The 19837-nt window shown below is 42.9% G+C and carries 18 protein-coding genes, 2 tRNA genes and 3 rRNA genes; 10 read left to right on the top strand and 13 right to left on the bottom strand.

Features of this window, described 5'->3' with window-relative positions; genetic code table 11:
- Positions 1–75: 75 nt before the first annotated feature.
- Together gigA and E0H79_RS02555 are read right to left on the bottom strand one after the other, a co-directional pair.
- Positions 76–1044, bottom strand: coding sequence for an RsbU family protein phosphatase GigA (gigA, locus tag E0H79_RS02560; protein WP_131260741.1), 969 nt, complete (start codon positions 1042–1044; stop codon positions 76–78).
- Between the two features lie 101 nt (positions 1045–1145).
- Positions 1146–2069: a VacJ family lipoprotein gene (locus tag E0H79_RS02555; RefSeq protein ID WP_096902423.1), complete on the bottom strand. Its 924-nt coding sequence runs from the start codon at positions 2067–2069 to the stop codon at positions 1146–1148.
- Positions 2070–2615: 546 nt separating this feature from the next.
- Here E0H79_RS02555 and E0H79_RS02550 point away from each other — a divergent pair.
- The 5 genes from E0H79_RS02550 (at position 2616) to rrf (ending at position 8107) form a co-directional block, all read left to right on the top strand.
- A 16S ribosomal RNA gene (locus tag E0H79_RS02550) occupies positions 2616–4153 on the top strand.
- 59 nt (positions 4154–4212) lie between these two features.
- Positions 4213–4289: transfer RNA gene (locus E0H79_RS02545), tRNA-Ile, on the top strand.
- Between the two features lie 70 nt (positions 4290–4359).
- Positions 4360–4435, top strand: a tRNA-Ala gene (locus E0H79_RS02540).
- Positions 4436–4908: 473 nt separating this feature from the next.
- Positions 4909–7801 (top strand): 23S ribosomal RNA (locus E0H79_RS02535).
- Between the two features lie 191 nt (positions 7802–7992).
- Positions 7993–8107: ribosomal RNA gene (gene rrf / locus E0H79_RS02530) — 5S ribosomal RNA — on the top strand.
- Together the 16S, 23S and 5S rRNA genes with 2 tRNA genes alongside form the textbook arrangement of a ribosomal RNA operon.
- Before the next feature lie 138 nt (positions 8108–8245).
- Here the strand turns inward: rrf and E0H79_RS02525 are convergent.
- The 5 genes from E0H79_RS02525 to rplM all read right to left on the bottom strand — a co-directional run bounded on the left by E0H79_RS02525 (position 8246) and on the right by rplM (position 11082).
- Positions 8246–8896, bottom strand: coding sequence for a hypothetical protein (locus tag E0H79_RS02525; RefSeq protein WP_131260740.1), 651 nt, complete (start codon positions 8894–8896; stop codon positions 8246–8248).
- Positions 8897–8912: 16 nt separating this feature from the next.
- The gene (locus tag E0H79_RS02520) at positions 8913–9341 is read right to left on the bottom strand and encodes a ClpXP protease specificity-enhancing factor (RefSeq protein WP_004972487.1); all 429 of its coding nucleotides are present in this window, start codon (positions 9339–9341) and stop codon (positions 8913–8915) included.
- 10 nt (positions 9342–9351) lie between these two features.
- Positions 9352–10005, bottom strand: a complete 654-nt coding sequence (locus E0H79_RS02515) for a glutathione S-transferase N-terminal domain-containing protein (protein WP_096901581.1) — start codon at positions 10003–10005, stop codon at positions 9352–9354.
- A 249-nt stretch (positions 10006–10254) separates the two neighbouring features.
- A complete protein-coding gene (gene rpsI / locus E0H79_RS02510; RefSeq protein WP_004972483.1) occupies positions 10255–10641 on the bottom strand; it encodes a 30S ribosomal protein S9 in 387 nt (128 codons plus the stop codon).
- A 12-nt stretch (positions 10642–10653) separates the two neighbouring features.
- Entirely contained in the window at positions 10654–11082 is a 429-nt protein-coding gene (gene rplM / locus E0H79_RS02505) for a 50S ribosomal protein L13 (RefSeq protein ID WP_004909012.1), read from the bottom strand.
- A 265-nt stretch (positions 11083–11347) separates the two neighbouring features.
- Between rplM and E0H79_RS02500 the strand changes: the two genes are divergently transcribed.
- The 4 genes from E0H79_RS02500 to E0H79_RS02485 all read left to right on the top strand — a co-directional run bounded on the left by E0H79_RS02500 (position 11348) and on the right by E0H79_RS02485 (position 14469).
- Complete coding sequence (locus E0H79_RS02500) at positions 11348–11758, top strand: hypothetical protein (protein ID WP_004972480.1); 411 nt, start codon at positions 11348–11350, stop codon at positions 11756–11758.
- Between the two features lie 62 nt (positions 11759–11820).
- Positions 11821–12789: a 4-hydroxythreonine-4-phosphate dehydrogenase PdxA gene (gene pdxA / locus E0H79_RS02495; protein WP_004972479.1), complete on the top strand. Its 969-nt coding sequence runs from the start codon at positions 11821–11823 to the stop codon at positions 12787–12789.
- Between the two features lie 19 nt (positions 12790–12808).
- The gene (rsmA, locus tag E0H79_RS02490; protein WP_004972477.1) at positions 12809–13621 is read left to right on the top strand and encodes a 16S rRNA (adenine(1518)-N(6)/adenine(1519)-N(6))-dimethyltransferase RsmA; all 813 of its coding nucleotides are present in this window, start codon (positions 12809–12811) and stop codon (positions 13619–13621) included.
- Positions 13621–14469, top strand: a complete 849-nt coding sequence (locus E0H79_RS02485; RefSeq protein WP_096901578.1) for a symmetrical bis(5'-nucleosyl)-tetraphosphatase — start codon at positions 13621–13623, stop codon at positions 14467–14469. The genes rsmA and E0H79_RS02485 overlap by 1 nt, the downstream gene beginning before the upstream one ends.
- 83 nt (positions 14470–14552) lie before the next feature.
- On the opposite strand, the gene E0H79_RS02480 is transcribed toward E0H79_RS02485, so the two are convergent.
- The 6 genes from E0H79_RS02480 to hflX form a co-directional block, all read right to left on the bottom strand.
- On the bottom strand, positions 14553–15005 hold the full coding sequence (locus E0H79_RS02480; protein ID WP_004972473.1) for a DUF2147 domain-containing protein: 453 nt from the start codon (positions 15003–15005) through the stop codon (positions 14553–14555).
- 104 nt (positions 15006–15109) lie between these two features.
- Positions 15110–15556, bottom strand: coding sequence for a DUF2147 domain-containing protein (locus E0H79_RS02475; RefSeq protein WP_004972472.1), 447 nt, complete (start codon positions 15554–15556; stop codon positions 15110–15112).
- Positions 15557–15757: 201 nt separating this feature from the next.
- Positions 15758–16204 carry a DUF2147 domain-containing protein gene (locus E0H79_RS02470; RefSeq protein WP_104853073.1) on the bottom strand — a complete coding sequence of 149 codons (447 nt, stop codon included), beginning with the start codon at positions 16202–16204 and terminating at the stop codon, positions 15758–15760.
- Positions 16205–16290: 86 nt separating this feature from the next.
- Positions 16291–16965 carry an LrgB family protein gene (locus tag E0H79_RS02465; protein ID WP_004972468.1) on the bottom strand — a complete coding sequence of 225 codons (675 nt, stop codon included), beginning with the start codon at positions 16963–16965 and terminating at the stop codon, positions 16291–16293.
- Between the two features lie 9 nt (positions 16966–16974).
- Positions 16975–17346 carry a hypothetical protein gene (locus E0H79_RS02460; protein ID WP_004972466.1) on the bottom strand — a complete coding sequence of 124 codons (372 nt, stop codon included), beginning with the start codon at positions 17344–17346 and terminating at the stop codon, positions 16975–16977.
- 35 nt (positions 17347–17381) lie between these two features.
- On the bottom strand, positions 17382–18722 hold the full coding sequence (gene hflX / locus E0H79_RS02455; RefSeq protein ID WP_131260739.1) for a ribosome rescue GTPase HflX: 1341 nt from the start codon (positions 18720–18722) through the stop codon (positions 17382–17384).
- 292 nt (positions 18723–19014) lie between these two features.
- Between hflX and E0H79_RS02450 the strand changes: the two genes are divergently transcribed.
- Entirely contained in the window at positions 19015–19833 is an 819-nt protein-coding gene (locus E0H79_RS02450) for a lysophospholipid acyltransferase family protein (protein WP_096901584.1), read from the top strand.
- Positions 19834–19837: the final 4 nt, after the last annotated feature.

The raw sequence follows: 19837 nt of genomic DNA, 5'->3' as shown, positions 1-19837 counted from the left end.
CATAGCGACTATATAGACTCAAGTGGCTTACAGTCGTATATCTTGGGTTGAGAAGTTAACTGGCTGATTTATTGGTTATTTTGTTCGACACAAACTCAAGATCGCAATATCATCTGCTACATGATCGGGGGCTTGGAATGATTGATTTTGCAAGTGAAAGACCAATTGTTCAAACTGTTCATTCAAACCACCACTATAAGGTTCTAACGCACCATCGGAGCAGATAATAAACCGCGCCTGTTTATTTAATACGCACTCAAATTCCTCAACTTCTAAATCTTCAGTCAGTCCTAAAGGAAAACTACTGGTATTTAAAATTTTAGGTGCCTGATTGGGTTCAATAATAATGGCAGGTGGATAATGCCCCGCACTCGACCAACGCAGTTCGTGGGTTTCAATATTTAAAATCCCACTAATCATGGTGATATGCTTTTCGATATTTTCTTGAACCAGCATACCGTTCAACTTTTTAATCAACTCGCGTGGTGTTTTGGAGCGACCATGAAATGCAGCCATCCAAGACGTTAGTAAACTACTAGTTACACCATGCCCAGAGACATCGGCTAAATAGAACATGATTTCTTTATCACTGATTTTCCAGTAATCAAACCAATCGCCCGACAAATAAGCCGAAGGCTTAAATAACGTATCTACACGGTAGTTGTACAGTTCGATAGGATTGGGCAGTAATTTTTTTTGTAGTTCAGCAGCTGAAGGTAAGTCGCGGCTGTCTTGATTGCGTTTATATTGTGCGTCTATTTTGCGTAAGGCTTGTGGTGGATTTTCTGGTAAACGACTCCACAACCAACCTGCTAAAGCACCTTGTTCCCATGCTTGTACTAATGCCGTGCCTTCATCTTCAAAGGCCAATACAATCGTAGGTAAATCCCATTGATGGGTTAAATAATCTTGCACATCGGCAATTGCAATAATGGTTGGGTCATACAAGCTGATGTCATCTATGTGAATCATTTGCACACTAGGAAGTGTGTCGAGCACCTGTTCTAGATATGGAATATCACGTGTGGGTTGAATGAAATACATAGAGTTTTGTGTTGACCCTGAACCTAAACAAAGCGTTACTATAACAATGCCTGAATACTCAAGGAAAGTAAAAACTCACCTTGAGTAAAATGTTTTACAAATTATTCTTTGCTTTCTTCAGGCGGGTTTATTTCTTCTTGATCATCAAAAAGTTCTTCGCTTTCATCATCTACAAAAGAAATACTATCTGCATCGAGTCCTTTCTTTTCCGCAATTTCAAAGTTTTTACGTTGCAAGTAAATATCCCGAATCGCGGCATATTTATCGCCCTGTAATACTTGTTCTACATCTAGGAGTTGCGAGCGCGTATCTAGGCCGCGCATAACTTGCTCCGACCAATATAAACGGTCATTGCCATCTAAAATGTATTTTTGTGGACGTGCCTGACCATCTACAAGTGTGCCGAAACCATCACGGAAAGTACTTGGGCCGTAAATTGGTAGCATGACATAAGGCCCTGAAGGGACACCGTAGTAGCCCAAGGTTGTACCAAATTTTTCTTCTTCCGTGTCTAAACCTAAACGACGTGCAGGGTCAGCCATGCCTAAAGTAGTAATCGTATTTAAACTAAAACGACCTAAAGTTTTTGCGGCACGTAAAGGGCGGCCTTGAATCAATTGGTTAACCGCATTCCAAGGTTCGCCCAAGTTTTTTCGGAATTGACGATATGACCCGCGCACTTCACCAGGGACTTTCTTTGTATATTGAACCGCAAGTGGACGCGCGATATTACGATCTAACATATCGTTGAATGCATAAATCTGACGGTTCAAAGGTTGCAGTGGGTCTTTGACTTCATCGGGTTGTGCAGCATTTGCATTCACTTTTAAATCTTTGGCTTTTACATTTTTTAATTCTTTAAGCGCATTCAAACGACTACTTTTAGTTTCAGAAGATGAATCTGCCGCAATAACTTCAGTAGTTTCTTCTTGAGCAACTTCTTCAGTAGAAGGCATTGTCGCATGTGTTGAGGTGATGAATCCTAAAGAAACAAGGCACACCCAAAGATATTTTTGTTGATACATAAAGAATCCTAGCGCTTAAATCCGAGTAAGCAAAAGCTGTTATATCGCCGATGGGTATATAGTAACAGTTAATTGAAACGATGTATTAAAGCAAATTTGCTCAAAATGTGTGTAGAAAAAGCAAAAATGAACAAAAAATAAACACCCGATATATTTCCTTTGAAAAAAGTCTTGCAAGGTAAAATATTTGCCCTATAATGCACATCCATCGGCGGTGATGAGGATTAAAACTTCTGATAAAACAATAACTTGGTTAAGAGTAATTGAGTTGGGTTTTAGAGAGAAAGTTTAAAATAATTTAAATTACCAGTTGACACTTTAGAAATAAAGCGTAATATAGCCGACCTAGCTTGATGCTGACGAAGCATTGAGAAGATCATTAAGAGATTATGAAGAACAACTTGTGTGGATTTTTACTGATTGATTGATCGAAGATATTTCATTGATTGATTGGTTTAAATTACTCGAAGTTTATTTGAGCGAAATTTAAGTCAGAAAATTGATGAGCCAGATTTGGAAGTTTAGATTAAAACTTCAAAATGATTTTAACTGAAGAGTTTGATCATGGCTCAGATTGAACGCTGGCGGCAGGCTTAACACATGCAAGTCGAGCGGGCGAGGTTGCTTCGGTAACTGAGCTAGCGGCGGACGGGTGAGTAATGCTTAGGAATCTGCCTATTAGTGGGGGACAACATTCCGAAAGGGATGCTAATACCGCATACGTCCTACGGGAGAAAGCAGGGGCTCTTTATGACCTTGCGCTAATAGATGAGCCTAAGTCGGATTAGCTAGTTGGTGGGGTAAAGGCCTACCAAGGCGACGATCTGTAGCGGGTCTGAGAGGATGATCCGCCACACTGGGACTGAGACACGGCCCAGACTCCTACGGGAGGCAGCAGTGGGGAATATTGGACAATGGGGGGAACCCTGATCCAGCCATGCCGCGTGTGTGAAGAAGGCCTTTTGGTTGTAAAGCACTTTAAGCGAGGAGGAGGCTCTCTTGGTTAATACCTGAGAAGAGTGGACGTTACTCGCAGAATAAGCACCGGCTAACTCTGTGCCAGCAGCCGCGGTAATACAGAGGGTGCGAGCGTTAATCGGATTTACTGGGCGTAAAGCGCGCGTAGGTGGCTAATTAAGTCAAATGTGAAATCCCCGAGCTTAACTTGGGAATTGCATTCGATACTGGTTGGCTAGAGTATGGGAGAGGATGGTAGAATTCCAGGTGTAGCGGTGAAATGCGTAGAGATCTGGAGGAATACCGATGGCGAAGGCAGCCATCTGGCCTAATACTGACACTGAGGTGCGAAAGCATGGGGAGCAAACAGGATTAGATACCCTGGTAGTCCATGCCGTAAACGATGTCTACTAGCCGTTGGGGGATTTGATCCTTTAGTGGCGCAGCTAACGCGATAAGTAGACCGCCTGGGGAGTACGGTCGCAAGACTAAAACTCAAATGAATTGACGGGGGCCCGCACAAGCGGTGGAGCATGTGGTTTAATTCGATGCAACGCGAAGAACCTTACCTGGCCTTGACATAGTAGAAACTTTCCAGAGATGGAAAGGTGCCTTCGGGAATCTACATACAGGTGCTGCATGGCTGTCGTCAGCTCGTGTCGTGAGATGTTGGGTTAAGTCCCGCAACGAGCGCAACCCTTTTCCTTACTTGCCAGCATTTCGGATGGGAACTTTAAGGATACTGCCAGTGACAAACTGGAGGAAGGCGGGGACGACGTCAAGTCATCATGGCCCTTACGGCCAGGGCTACACACGTGCTACAATGGTCGGTACAAAGGGTTGCTACACAGCGATGTGATGCTAATCTCAAAAAGCCGATCGTAGTCCGGATCGCAGTCTGCAACTCGACTGCGTGAAGTCGGAATCGCTAGTAATCGCGGATCAGAATGCCGCGGTGAATACGTTCCCGGGCCTTGTACACACCGCCCGTCACACCATGGGAGTTTGTTGCACCAGAAGTAGGTAGTCTAACCGCAAGGAGGACGCTTACCACGGTGTGGCCGATGACTGGGGTGAAGTCGTAACAAGGTAGCCGTAGGGGAACCTGCGGCTGGATCACCTCCTTAACGAAAGATTGACGATTGGTAAGAATCCACAACAAGTTGTTCTTCATTGATGTATCTGAGGGTCTGTAGCTCAGTTGGTTAGAGCACACGCTTGATAAGCGTGGGGTCACAAGTTCAAGTCTTGTCAGACCCACCATGACTTTGACCTAGATTGAATAAATCAAGTTACAGGAATTGAAGATATATCGAATCACAGATGATAAGCTGGGGACTTAGCTTAGTTGGTAGAGCGCCTGCTTTGCACGCAGGAGGTCAGGAGTTCGACTCTCCTAGTCTCCACCAAATTTTAAGATCAGAAAAGCACTGCTTTTCCTTAAAATTTAAGCAAACAGCTATGCTGTGCGCAGGCACACATATACTGGAGCTTTAAGCTAAAGATTGCAGAACTTAATAAAAGATCGAATGATTAGATTTGATGGTTTATTAAGTTCTGTGATTTAAATATCACAGTATTTAGTGCGGTCTGACGAAGACGCATTAATTCATTAACAGATTGGCAAAAATTGAGTCTGAAATAAATTGTTCAACTCATTTAATTCAAGATTGACAGTAATGCTTCGGTGTTACGTTTTAATTACGAATTGAAATGAGAACTAGCAAATTAACTGAATCAAGCGTTTTGGTATATGAATCTAATTGAAGCTGTACAGTGCTTAAGTGCACAAGACGTCAAACTGTGAATTAAATAAATATTTTATATTTATTTAATTGTCTTAATCCTACTTGTAGGGGTTAACGACTGTTTGGGGTTGTATAGTCAAGTAATTAAGTGCATGTGGTGGATGCCTTGGCAGTCAGAGGCGAAGAAAGACGTGATAGCCTGCGAAAAGCTCCGGGGAGGCGGCAAATATCCTTTGATCCGGAGATTTCTGAATGGGGAAACCCACCTACCTTAAGGTAGGTATCGTATGATGAATACATAGTCATACGAAGCGAACGCGGGGAAGTGAAACATCTCAGTACCCGTAGGAAAAGAAATCAATTGAGATTCCCTCAGTAGCGGCGAGCGAAAGGGGAAAAGCCCATTAAGTTATGTGTGTTTTAGTGGAATGCTCTGGGAAGTGCAACCATAGTGGGTGATAGTCCTGTACACGAAAGGGCACACATAATGATGACGAGTAGGGCGAGGCACGTGAAACCTTGTCTGAATATGGGGGGACCATCCTCCAAGGCTAAATACTCCTGACTGACCGATAGTGAACCAGTACCGTGAGGGAAAGGCGAAAAGAACCCCTGTGAGGGGAGTGAAATAGATCCTGAAACCGCATGCATACAAGCAGTGGGAGCCAACTTGTTTGGTGACTGCGTACCTTTTGTATAATGGGTCAGCGACTTATATTCAGTAGCGAGGTTAACCGAATAGGGGAGCCGTAGAGAAATCGAGTCTTAATAGGGCGTATAGTTGCTGGGTATAGACCCGAAACCGGGTGATCTATCCATGAGCAGGTTGAAGGTTGGGTAACACTAACTGGAGGACCGAACCCACTGTCGTTGAAAAGCCAGGGGATGACTTGTGGATAGGGGTGAAAGGCTAATCAAACTCGGTGATAGCTGGTTCTCCCCGAAAGCTATTTAGGTAGCGCCTCGGACGAATACCATTGGGGGTAGAGCACTGTTTCGGCTAGGGGGTCATCCCGACTTACCAAACCGATGCAAACTCCGAATACCAATGAGTACTATCCGGGAGACAGACTGCGGGTGCTAACGTCCGTAGTCAAGAGGAAAACAATCCAGACCGCCAGCTAAGGCCCCAAAATCATAGTTAAGTGGGAAACGATGTGGGAAGGCATAGACAGCTAGGAGGTTGGCTTAGAAGCAGCCACCCTTTAAAGAAAGCGTAATAGCTCACTAGTCGAGTCGGCCTGCGCGGAAGATGTAACGGGGCTAAAACTATGTGCCGAAGCTGCGGATGTATACATTGTATACGTGGTAGGGGAGCGTTCTGTAAGCCGAAGAAGGTGGATTGAGAAGTCTGCTGGAGGTATCAGAAGTGCGAATGCTGACGTGAGTAACGACAAAACGGGTGAAAAACCCGTTCGCTGAAAGACCAAGGGTTCCAGTCCAACGTTAATCGGGGCTGGGTGAGTCGACCCCTAAGGCGAGGCCGAGAGGCGTAGTCGATGGGAAATTGGTTAATATTCCAATACTTCAGTGTAATGCGATGAGAGGACGGAGAAGGTTAAGTCAGCCTGGCGTTGGTTGTCCAGGTGAAAGGAAGTAGGCATGCATCTTAGGCAAATCCGGGGTGCTCTATGCTGAGATCTGATAGCAAGCTGTACTTGTACAGTGAAGTGGCTGATACCCTGCTTCCAGGAAAAGTCTCTAAGCTTCAGTTACACTGGAATCGTACCCGAAACCGACACAGGTGGTCAGGTCGAGTAGACCAAAGCGCTTGAGAGAACTCTGCTGAAGGAACTAGGCAAAATGGTACCGTAACTTCGGGAGAAGGTACGCTGTTGATGGTGATAGGACTCGCTCCTTGAGCTGTCGACAGCCTCAGAAACCAGGCCGCTGCAACTGTTTATTAAAAACATAGCACTCTGCAAACACGAAAGTGGACGTATAGGGTGTGATGCCTGCCCGGTGCTGGAAGGTTAATTGATGGGGTTAGCGTAAGCGAAGCTCTTGATCGAAGCCCCAGTAAACGGCGGCCGTAACTATAACGGTCCTAAGGTAGCGAAATTCCTTGTCGGGTAAGTTCCGACCTGCACGAATGGCATAATGATGGCGGCGCTGTCTCCAGCAGAGGCTCAGTGAAATCGAATTCGCCGTGAAGATGCGGTGTACCCGCGGCTAGACGGAAAGACCCCGTGAACCTTTACTGCAGCTTGACATTGAACTTTGACCTTACTTGTGTAGGATAGGTGGGAGGCTTTGAAACTTGGACGCTAGTCCGAGTGGAGCCGTCCTTGAAATACCACCCTGGTAATGTTGAGGTTCTAACTCTGTCCCGTTATCCGGGACGAGGACCATGTCTGGTGGGTAGTTTGACTGGGGCGGTCTCCTCCTAAAGAGTAACGGAGGAGTACGAAGGTGCGCTCAGCGTGGTCGGAAATCACGCGTAGAGTATAAAGGCAAAAGCGCGCTTAACTGCGAGACCCACAAGTCGAGCAGGTACGAAAGTAGGTCTTAGTGATCCGGTGGTTCTGTATGGAAGGGCCATCGCTCAACGGATAAAAGGTACTCTGGGGATAACAGGCTGATACCGCCCAAGAGTTCATATCGACGGCGGTGTTTGGCACCTCGATGTCGGCTCATCTCATCCTGGGGCTGAAGCAGGTCCCAAGGGTATGGCTGTTCGCCATTTAAAGAGGTACGCGAGCTGGGTTTAGAACGTCGTGAGACAGTTCGGTCCCTATCTACCGTGGGCGCTGGAAATTTGAGAGGATCTGCTCCTAGTACGAGAGGACCAGAGTGGACGAACCTCTGGTGTACCGGTTGTGACGCCAGTCGCATCGCCGGGTAGCTATGTTCGGAAGGGATAACCGCTGAAAGCATCTAAGCGGGAAGCCTACCTCAAGATAAGATTTCCCCGAGGCTTTATGCCTCCTAAAGAGCCGTTGAAGACTACGACGTTGATAGGTTGGATGTGGAAGCATAGCGATATGTGAAGCTGACCAATACTAATTGCTCGTGAGGCTTGACTATACAACACCCAAACAGTTGGGATTGTATGCTCAATCGATTCAAATCCAATCAGTCAATTCAGACTGACCTTGATTTAGTTAACGCTAAACAATAAAATTCAGACCCAATACAGCCCAATCTGTTACAGATTCGGAAAACGCAGTGCATCACCATCGTGAATAAGACCAATGCAAGTCTCCGTAAACAGTTGTGCTGGCGACCATAGCAAGAGTGAACCACCTGATCCCTTCCCGAACTCAGAAGTGAAACCTCTTCGCGCTGATGGTAGTGTGGGGTTACCCATGTGAGAGTAAGTCATCGCCAGCTCATTATTCAAACACCCTCAACTAGCGTTGGGGGTGTTTTTTTATGTAGAAAAGAAAATATTAAAAACTATAAAAAGTGAAGGCAAAATAAAACCATCAGATGATGATGGTTTTATTACGGCTTAGATAGAAGATTGATTTAAGCGAATAATTGAGTAACGGAACACCATAGAATTGCTAAAATCGCAATCGCAACGATAGGTTCTAGTACTTTAGACCAAGTGGGTACAATTGCTTCTACAAGCTCAATATTTTGATGATCATCGTGGGTATGTTGTTGTACCATTTGATTAAACTCCTTCATTGATGCCTCTAATGATAGCTCTTCTTGAGGAATTGGTTTAGAACCTTTTAACTCTATTAGATCGTTTGTTGACCAAACCCAATCATCCGCTTGACCAGATAAATGTTCAATTTGACCTAGCAATAATTCACCTAGACCTTTATTGCCAAAATTACCGGTTTGATCCAATTGCTTGAGCTCTGTGAGTTGTAAGGCTAAGACTTTACTAATATTCTGTTCAAGCTCAGTTTTGGAGAGAGGTGACTGATTGTGTGGAGATGTGGTGAGTCGACGTGCAATTTCCTGAATATATAATTCATCTTGATGATCAATTTCTTGATAAAGTTTTTGGTTGTCTTCTCGCCACAGACTGACCAGTTTGCCTAAGCTCAGCGCATTGATTTCTTGAATATATTGGTCGCGATCAACAGCATTATATTGTTTCAAAAGCGAGGGCTTTTGAAGTTTAATCTGCGCTGCAAAATATTGTACTAAATCAAAAGCCATTCACTACTCCATTGTTTTAATCTAATAATCTAAGGCTTGGTTTTTTCTTAGTTTGTTCGGTTTTTTCTTCAGTCTTTGATTCTAAAGCATCTTGATCATTTTGGATATGTGCATACTCACTTGGATCAAAGAATAAGCCTTGTCCATTCTCTCTTGCATAGATACCTACGACGGCATTCATAGGTACATATAAGTCGCGTGATACGCCACCAAAGCGTGCAGAGAAGGTGATTGCATCATTGCTCATGTGTAAGGCATGCACTGCATGTGGAACGATATTTAGGACAATCTGACCATCCTGAATAAATTGTTCAGGAACAAGCGTATTCGGCTGTGTAGCATCGACCAATAAATGTGGTGTGAGTTGGTTATCACAAATCCATTCATAAATTGCGCGGGCTAAATAAGGACGGGTTGGACTTAAATTGATTTCAGATTCAGACATAATATGCTCTTTAAGTATGAATTAAAAATTCTTGATAGCGATTTTTTTCTTGCAAAGTCATTGCTTGAGTGAAGGCAGGGCGTGAAAAAATCCGCTGACAATACAGGAAAATTGGACGACAGTGTTGTTGAGGTAATTCTATGCCCATGGCTTTTAGCCGTATAAATAAGGATGCCAGCATGCAATCTAAAATACTGAAATTTTCTGACATGAAATAAGGATAATGCTGAAATAATGGTGTCAGTGAAATGAGTGTATCACGTAATTTTTTTTGTGCAGCGCGCTGTGTTGTGTAATCTAAGCTATCAGGATGACGTAGCATCTGATCGGCAAGTTTGAACCAGTCTTGTTCAAAGCGCCAAATATATTGTCTTTGTTCTGCACGTGGCATAGGTGCATCTGCATAGAGTTTATTTTGTCGATAACGATCATCCAGATATTCGGAAATAATCGCAGTATTAAAGAGTTTTAAATCGTTTTCTAGCAGCATTGGAAGTTGATTATACGGATTCAGGCTTGCAAGATCTTCATCTTCATAATCGACCAAAATCAGTTGATATTTGATTTGTTTTTCGGCCAGAACGTAACGAATCCAATGTGAGCGAAAGTCGTCCGCATGACTGTAGAGGGTAATGCCTTGTAAGGGTGCGTTCTCGACTGACATAATCCGAAATAAAACCAAATGAATAGAATAGGATACTAAACTTAGCCACTAAAATCACCCAGCAAAGCTGATAAAAGTGTATGAGATATTTGTTGATTGGTTTTCAATTTTTGGACTGTATTGAATTTTGATTTTTGGTGTATGTGAATCCGAATTGTTTATCTGGCTTAAAATGCTCAGCTCGTTGATTTGCATAAAAAAAGCCTTGGAAAATCCAAGGCTTTTTTTGTGTCCGATTCGGTAAACGAATTAACGTTTAGAGAATTGTGGACGTTTACGAGCTTTACGTAAACCAAGTTTCTTACGTTCAACTTCACGAGCATCACGAGTAACGAAACCAGCTTGACGAAGAGCAGGTTTTAAAGTGTCGTCAGATGCGATCAATGCACGAGTAATACCGTGACGGATTGCACCAGCTTGACCACCAATACCACCACCAGCAACAGTGATGTAAAGGTCATATTTTTCAGTAGCTTCAAGAAGCTCTAATGGTTGACGTACGATCATACGAGCAGTTTCACGACCGAAATATTGCTCAAGAGTACGGTTGTTAATTACGAGTTTACCTGTACCAGCTGATAAGAAAACACGTGCAGTTGCGGTCTTACGGCGACCTGTACCATAGTTAGTAGCCATGTGCTGTATCCCTTAGATGTCCAAAACTTGTGGCTGTTGAGCTGTGTGAGGATGCTCAGCACCAGCGTACACTTTCATTTTCTTGATCATAGCATAACCAAGAGGACCTTTTGGCAACATGCCTTTTACAGCGCGTTGGAAGATTTCTTCTGGTTTGTGAGCAACTAATTTCTCGAAATTAGTTTCACGGATACCACCAGGGAAACCAGTGTGGCGATAGTATTTCTTGTCAAGTGATTTGTTACCAGTCACTTGAACTTGCTCAGCATTGATGACAACGATGTAGTCGCCAGTGTCAACGTGAGGAGTATAAGAAGTTTTGTGCTTACCGCGTAAACGACGAGCGATTTCTGTCGCAAGGCGACCTAGAGTTTTGCCAGAAGCATCAACAACGTACCAGTCGTGTTGAACTTCAGCTGGCTTAGCGCTGAGAGTTTTCATTAAACCACTACCTATTATAGTTGGTTTGGACTATGGAAGCTGTCCAAACAAAAAGGAGTCCGAATTCTACCTGAGAATGGGTAGAACTACAATGGAAAAGTCACATTTTAAGCGCTATATTTTATCAAGTTTGGTTATAAAAGCAAAATCACCTCTAGCGACCATTTCACGACAGTAAAAATCAGGTATTGATCTTCTTTATCTAGTGCTGTTTTAGCTTTTTCTGTATGGTCGCAGCTAATAATAATGATGAGGACGGATCACTATGTCTGATGATTTAGAACGCGTCGCTACAACGACAAAAGCATTAACGACAGAAGCATTAAAGCCGAAACCAAATAAACTGCTAAAATTTATAGCAGGTTTTTTCATCACATTAATTGCTCTGTATGAACTGGCATTTTTGTTGGTAGGTGCAGCTTATGGTACTGATGTATTTGCTTTTATCTTAATCTATTCTGTATTTATGCACATCACCTTGCTCCCTTTTATGCTATATGGCATCGGTGGCTTCATCATGTTGAGTCTATCTGATCAAAACTATCGAGCAGTCACTCAACAAGCGCCCAAAATACTATTTATAGGTTTGTTGTTATGTATGGTCGTGATTGGCATTTCGGAATGGGCGCATCAGATGGGCATCTTAGATAGCCGATTTAGATTAGATTGGAGATAAAACAATTTTGCTCAGGATGGCGCTATAATTCAGCTACACCTAGCTATAGTGGATGAAGCTGCATGCGCCCTTTATATGTCACCAGTGGTGAACCTGCAGGTATTGGACCTGATATTTGTCTAAGTCTGGCAGCTCGACAAGATGAGCGTCCAATTGTGGTATTGGCAGATCATCAATTATTACAACAACGCACCGAAATTCTAAAGCAACAAGTCGAATTGATTGAATATTCAGGTCAGCAACAGCCTGCAGCGCTTGGGCAGTTATATGTTGAGCATGTGCCTTTGGCTGTAGATGTTGAGTTGGGGCATTTAAATGCACAAAATGCAGCTTACGTTTTGGAGCAATTACGTCGCTCAGCTTCTTATGCAATGACAGGTAAGAGTGTGGGCGTGGCGACAGCACCCGTGCAAAAATCTATTATTAATGAAGCTGGTATTTCTTTTAGTGGGCACACTGAATATTATCAGGAGTTTGCAGGTGTTGCGCGTGTGGTGATGATGTTAGCCACCAAAACCTTACGCGTTGCCTTGGCGACCACGCATTTACCTTTACGTGCCGTGGCAGATGCCATTACCAAAACACGTTTAGAACAAGTAATTGATATTTTGCTGCACGATTTAAAAAGCAAGTTTAAAATTGAACATCCTAAAGTATTGGTCTGTGGTTTGAACCCACATGCGGGCGAAGATGGGTATTTAGGCATGGAAGAAATTGAGGTGATTAATCCTGTGCTGCAAAATTACCGTAATCGCGGTGAAAATCTCAGTTTAAGTTTACCTGCAGATACTTTATTTACCCCAGAAAATTTAAAAGATGCCGATGCAGTTTTAGCGATGTATCACGATCAGGGTTTACCTGTGTTAAAATCTCAGGGCTTTGGTGAAGCAATCAATATTACTTTAGGCTTACCGTTTATTCGCACTTCAGTCGATCACGGCACAGCGCTCTCCCTCGCAGGTACGGGACTTGCGAAAAGTTCTAGCTTGCATGTTGCTGTCGATTTAGCGCTGGATTTAGCACGTTCATAATTTCAGCTTGGAAATCTTTATGTATCAAATTAATGCCCTAAACCCAAAAGATGAAGGGCATCAGGCTCGTAAACGCTTTGGTCAAAACTTTTTGCATGATCAACGCGTGATTGCCAAAATTGTCCGCTCAGTGAATCCACGTCCAGGCGATAATATTGTCGAGATTGGACCGGGTTTAGCGGCATTGACCTCACCTTTAATTGGTGAGTGTGATGCTTTGACTGTAGTGGAATTAGACCGTGATTTGGCCGCAGGCTTACCGGGACGTGTGCCACATCCTGAGCGTTTAACTATTGTAGAAAGTGATGCGCTGAAATATGACTTTACCGAGTTATTTCAGGAAGGGCGCCCGCTACGTGTGGTTGGAAACTTGCCGTATAACATTTCGACGCCGCTTTTGTTTCATCTCTTAGAGTTTGGTGACAAAGTTAAAGACATGCACTTTATGCTGCAAAAAGAAGTGGTAGATCGTATCACGGCTGAACCGAATACCAAAGAATATGGGCGTTTATCGGTGATGATGCAGTATTACTGTAAGCCAACGTTCTTGTTTGAAGTACCGCCTGGCGCATTTAATCCACCGCCTAAAGTGACTTCTGCAGTATTCCGTTTAGAGCCTTATGTGACTAAACCGATTATTGCCAAAGATGAAAAAGCATTGGCACGTTTGGTGGCGCATGTATTTACCCAACGTCGTAAAACATTGCGCAATAGCTTAAAAGGCATGTTGGCTGAAGATGCGTTTGAACGTGCAGGGGTAGACCCAATGGCACGTCCTGAAACTTTAAGTTTGAGTGCATTTGTCGCATTGGCAGATCAGATGGTGAATTAATGGCAGCAATTCGATACAACTATGTCATTGGTGATGTGCAGGGCTGCTTTGAAGCCTTAAAACTGTTATTAAAAGAAATACAGTTCGATCCCGATCAAGATTTTATTTGGTTTGCAGGCGATTTAGTCGCGCGGGGTGAAAACTCGGTAGGTGCTTTGCGTTTTATTAAAAAACTGGTAGATCGTGGCGTTGCAGCAACGGTGTTAGGCAATCACGATTTAACCTTGTTGGCAGGCGCACGTGGCTTAAAGAAAATCAAAGCACAAGACAACACTCGTGATGTGATTGATGCAATTGACAGTGATGATTTGATTGATTGGTTGCGTAAACAACCATTGTGTCTTTTTCCTAATGAAAACACCATTTTAACTCATGCAGGTATTCCACATATTTGGAATGCGGAACAAACCGCAGCTTTGGCAAAAGAAGTTGAGGCGGTGATTGGGCATGAGGACTTTGAGGTGGTGGATGCATTCTTAAAGGAAATGTATGGGGCAGAACCTGCAGTTTGGTCGGATGATTTAGAGGGGCATGCGCGTTTACGTTGTATTACCAACTATTTGACCCGTATGCGTTTAGCCAATGCACAGGGTGGTTTGGAATTCAGCTTTAAAGATGCCTTAGATGATCCGATGCCAGAAGGTTTTAAACCGTGGTTTGAATATCCATCTTTAGCTGCGCAAACACATCAAATCGTATTTGGTCATTGGGCAGCATTGCAGGGACAAACGGTAGCCGACAATATTCAAAATGTGGATGGCGGTTGTGTGTGGGGCAATCAGCTTGTGGCTTATCGTTTGGAAGATCAGCAATTGTTTGCAGTGGATAATCCGCTGGCAGAATGGTAATAACATTCATCTTTAAAATTTAAAAATGTGATGATGAAATGAAAATAGCCACCTATTGAGGTGGCTATTTTTTATCTTGAATTTTATTGAATTCGAATCCAAGTTTGACTGCGACCTAGTGTAGATACACCCATATAAGCACGTAAAGTTAAACGTTTACCTGTTGAGTTGAGGCGAATTTTTGCATCGTAAATACGACCTGCCAATGGATCAATTACGCGTCCTTTTTCGTAATTGTTGCTGTTTTTGACTTGTTGTAAGCCTTTTAAAATATCCATCCCTAAAATAGGTTGGTCGGTATAAGGCGCAGGGCATTTATTACAAAGTTCACGTGGGGTATAACCCGGACGCGGGGTTACTTTCACAATTTTACCCGTATAGGTTTGATTGGCTTCTTTACGAATTTCGATGACAGCTTTGGGTGAGCCTGTTTTATCATCAATTTGTTGCCAAGTTCCTGCTAAATCTTGTGCCATCGCCAAAGTGCTTAGACTGCCGAAGATGACGGCTATTCCTAAAGCCAATTTCTGAATCATTTTATTTCCCTTACTCGGTCTTTGCGGCTAGTCTAATCTGTGAATTAACGGACACAAAGTCCCGAGTATCCAGAAAAAATGACCGATGAGACACAATTACTCGCTTATTGTTGGCGAATCCACGTTTGTGTCCGACCAATGGCTGAAATTCCGACGTAACCACGTAAAGTGAGACGTTTATTATTAGATGCTAAACGACCTTTCAGGCTATACATTTTGCCTGTAAGTGGATCTAAAATACGCCCATCGGCATAGTTGTTATTTTCCACATGCTTTAAGCCACTAATAATTTCCAAACCGACCAAAGGTTTGTTGGTATAAGGTGCAGGGCAATTCACACACATAGTTTTTGGGGTATAGCCCGGTCTTGGTGTGACTTTGATAATTTTACCAGTAAAGCTGCCATTTTCAGCTTGGGTAATTTCAATCAGGGCTTTGGGTGAACCTGTTTTGTCATCAATACTTTGCCAGATACCTGTTAGGTCTGCAGCAAATGCTGAACCACTGAAGATTAAGCTTGCAAATACACCCATCAATACATTTTTCTTCATATCAGTTCCTTTGATTGTCGAAAGTTATTACAGAGGTTAATTCAAGATATAAAGCGAGTTGTGGTAAGAGTCAAGAGATTTGAGGAATTTTTTAATCTTAAACTTGCAGGGAAAATGCTGGAAAAGATGTGAAAAATGCCACGAACGTGTGGTATTTTAAGTGAAAAGTGAATTAATTAAGTTGATGGAATAACTTATAAATTAATCACTTTTAATCCAAGTTTGGCTGCGACCTAAAGCCGATACACCGACATAACCGCGCATGGTCAAACGCTTACCATTATTGCTCAATTTGGCTTTGGTGCTGTAAATATTGCCGCTTAAAGGGTCAATAATTTTCCCGCCTGTGAAATTGGAATTACCTGTATATTTTAAGCCAGTGAGTACATCCATACCTAAAATCGGTTGGTTGGTATAAGGCGCAGGGCAGTTGACACAGGTTTCTCTTGGTGTGTAACCTGGGCGTGGCGTCACTTTAACGATTTTAGCGGTATAGCTACCATTGCTTTCCTGACGAATTTCTAAAATGGCTTTAGATGAACCCGTTTTATCGTCAATGTTTTTCCAAGTTCCTGTAATATCTTGAGCCAGCGCAAAACTACCTAAGGCTGAGCAGATTAAGGCAACGGTGAGTTTCATCTTGACCATGTTCAATGTTCCTTCATTTCGCAAACTGGATATTTCATAATAAAAAGAAAGTGAAATGGTCACAATCTTTAAAAGTGATTGCTCAGTCACATTCTTTGTAAATACAGTATAAATGTTGGCAGCCAAACTGCGGTAAAGACTGCATTGACTGCCATGCCAAAGGCAGCATAACGTCCTGCAACACTGCCACGTTGCCATGCTTGAGCAGTACCAATGGCATGTGCAGCTAAGCCAAGTGCCAAACCTGAAGCACGTTCATCATTGATATGCCTTAAAATAAGTGGTGAAAAAGCAGCACCCACGACACCTGATAAAATTACAATTAATACTGCCAATTGAATCGGTGCTTCTAATAAGGTTGCGATATTAATCGCAATCGGCGTGGTCACTGCACGGGTGGCAAATGCCATAATATCGGCACTGGACATATGTAGCGCATAAGCAAGCCCCATCGGCAGCGCCACAGCACTAAGACTGGCAAAGAACAAAATACCTAAAATCGCTTTGAGGGGTAAATCGTCATAACGCATGGCTGCTAGAGGAATGGCGAGTGCAACTGTCACATAGCCCAATAATTGATTAAACAAAGGGTTGGTTTGTGCGACGTAAGTTTCGTATGGAATCCCGAAAAAATACAACAGTAGCAACACAAAACACATGCCAAAGACAATCACAGGGATTTGCGGGACTTTTTGGTTGCAAGGTTTTGCCAGTAAATATGCAACGAGAGTGATTAAAAAACCATATAGAATTGACAGCATTTTAATCTCCTAAAGCCAGCGTTTTGCCATTTTGGCATACAGCCAAAGCGGGATCAGCGTACTGATAAACAACACAATTAAGAAGATTGGAATTTGTTTGCCCATGTGCGTGAGCATAATTAATGAACCCGCGCTGATGGGTAAAAAGGCAAAGGCACTTTCTTTCATGATTTTGTTGTTGGTATCGACCAGACGAGCAGGAATTTTACTGAGTTTGCGCCATGTAAATAATACCGCCAGCAGGCTGAGCAAACCGACTAAATTGCCTAATTCTGGGTGATTAAATTGGGTCATGATCCATACAGAGGCTTCACGAAACACAATAATCAAAAGGAGTGTGCCGATCCATGCTGGCCAATCGATATGTTTTATCCTGCTCATTTTTGATCTTTCATTAAAATTTTACTTATCACGTTTTAACCGATCTGATCGTCAATTTCAAATGCTTCAAGCGGACGTTTAAATTGTTCTGCCTGTGCACCTAAAATTTCGTCTATCGGTAAATGTGCCTGTTTAATCAGTTGTTCCAGTTTATGTGGTGCCATGCTGACTTGTAGATGTAATTGACCTTCATCATCGTACTGTTCTGCCTGAATGACATTGAGCGCATACAGTTGATTGCGCAGTTTGCCATAAGCAGGTTGTAATTTAAGATCAAACTTTTGAATTTGCCCCATCAAACATTCATGTACGGCTTGTTTTAACAAGTCTAAACCTTGCCCTGAATGTGCCGATACATAGACACGGTCAGGTTGATGCGGTTTTTCATAGATAATTTTGGCTGTTTCGCCTGAGACATCAATTTTATTGTAAACCCGCAAAATAGGTACATCTGCGCCAATTTCTTTTAGCACACCTTCGACTGCTTCAATTTGTTCCAACACATCGGGGTTGCTTGAATCAATCACATGCAGCAATAAACTGGCTTCTAAGGTTTCTTCCAAAGTTGCTTTAAAAGATTCCACCAAAGAGTGAGATAGGTTTCTTACAAAGCCAACGGTGTCTGCCAATACCAGACGTCCGATGCCATCCCATTCTAAACGCCGTAAAGTAGGGTCAAGCGTAGCAAACAGTTGGTCAGCAGCATAGACATCACTTTGCGCCAAAATATTAAATAAGGTCGATTTGCCTGCGTTGGTATAACCGACCAATGAAACGGTAGGAATGGCGGCTTTTTGCCGAGCCACACGACCTTGTGCACGGGTTTGACGGACTTTATCGAGTTTGGTTTTTAGTTGTCCCATGCGAATACGCAATAAGCGTCGGTCAGTTTCAAGCAAGGTTTCCCCAGGACCACGTAAGCCGATACCGCCTTTTTGACTGTCTAAGTTGCTGCGACTACGCACCAAACGTGAAGATAAATGTTGTAATTGTGCCAATTCGACCTGTAATTTACCTTCGTAAGTGCGGGCGCGTTGAGCAAAAATATCTAAAATGAGTTCGGTACGGTCAACCACACGGCATTGCATCACTTTTTCTAAATTACGTGCCTGTGCAGGACTGAGTGCATGATCAAAAATGACCAAATTGGCGTCGTGTTCTTTGACCAATGCGGCAATTTCTTCGGCTTTGCCTGAGCCAATAAAGAGTTTGGCATCGGGTTTACTACGTTGAGTGTGGACGTGTTGTAAAACTTCTGCACCCGCAGATTCAGCCAAGAGCTGAAATTCTTCGGCATCTAGGTCTTCTAAAATTTGGACAGCGACACTGACCAGTACAACACGCTCGCCATCTTGAGGTGGCACAAAATTTTCCACTCAGCGCAATCTCCATGCTAAAGCTATATTCTAGTAGAAAAAATGTTTGTGCAGGGAAATAGATGATTGGATTTTTCCTGCGCCCTGATTTGATGCTATATCAACGTATGTAAACTCAATTATAAGGATGACCCCAATATAGAATTTATCTATTTAGATTTTGCCAAAAGTCGCATGTTTGCATGCAGGTTTCGGTTTTTATTATCAATGCAAGTTCAGATTGAACAGTATAGAATGAGCAAAATATAGACCTTTATACGTTGTTTTGCGTTTAACAATTAGTGATGACCCTATGAACCCAGCTGTTGAAACTCACACATCTCCAATTCATGGTTTTGCAAAGCTTGCTTTGTATAGCAAAAAAGTTCTGGCAACGGCTGGCGCGATTGGTGAAGGGTTTTATTTGGTCTATCGTCATCAATTGTATAAAGACACCAACAACCCGAACAATACGCGCTATGTGCAATATTTTTGCCGTCAATTGTGCAAAGTTTTTAATATTGAAGTGCAAATTCATGGTGAAATTCCGCATGACCCTGCGCTATGGGTCAGTAATCATATTTCGTGGTTAGATGTAGCGGTATTGGGTTCTAGTGCGCGGGTATTTTTTCTGGCCAAAGCTGAAATTGAAAAATGGCCGTTATTGGGTAAGTTAGCCAAAGGTGGGGGGACGCTATTTATTAAGCGTGGCTCTGGCGATTCAGTCAAAATTCGTGAACAAATCACGCAATTTTTAAAACAAGATATTCCTGTATTATTTTTTCCTGAAGCGACCACGTCAGATGGAAGCAAAATTAAAAAAGTGCATGGTCGTATTTTAGGGGCAGCAATTGAAGCCAAACGACCTGTGCAAATTTGTCTGATTTGTTATGTGAATCAGCAAGGTGAGTTAGATACTGTTGCGCCGTTTATTAATGACATGACCTTTGTTGATCATGTGAAAGATGTTTTGGAAATGCCGAAAGTGACAGCGCATTTAATGGCGTTACCTGCAATTGTGGTAGAAGGGCACGATATTGAATCTTTAACTGCTGTGGTACAGGAACGCATGACAGAAGGTTTGGCTGAGTTGCATCGTCAGGTATTAAAACCACAAGTGCTGACATCATAAAACA

This window comes from Acinetobacter sp. ANC 5045, from assembly GCF_004331005.1.
GTDB lineage: Bacteria > Pseudomonadota > Gammaproteobacteria > Pseudomonadales > Moraxellaceae > Acinetobacter > Acinetobacter towneri.
This window is presented reverse-complemented; position numbering and strand designations above follow the sequence as displayed.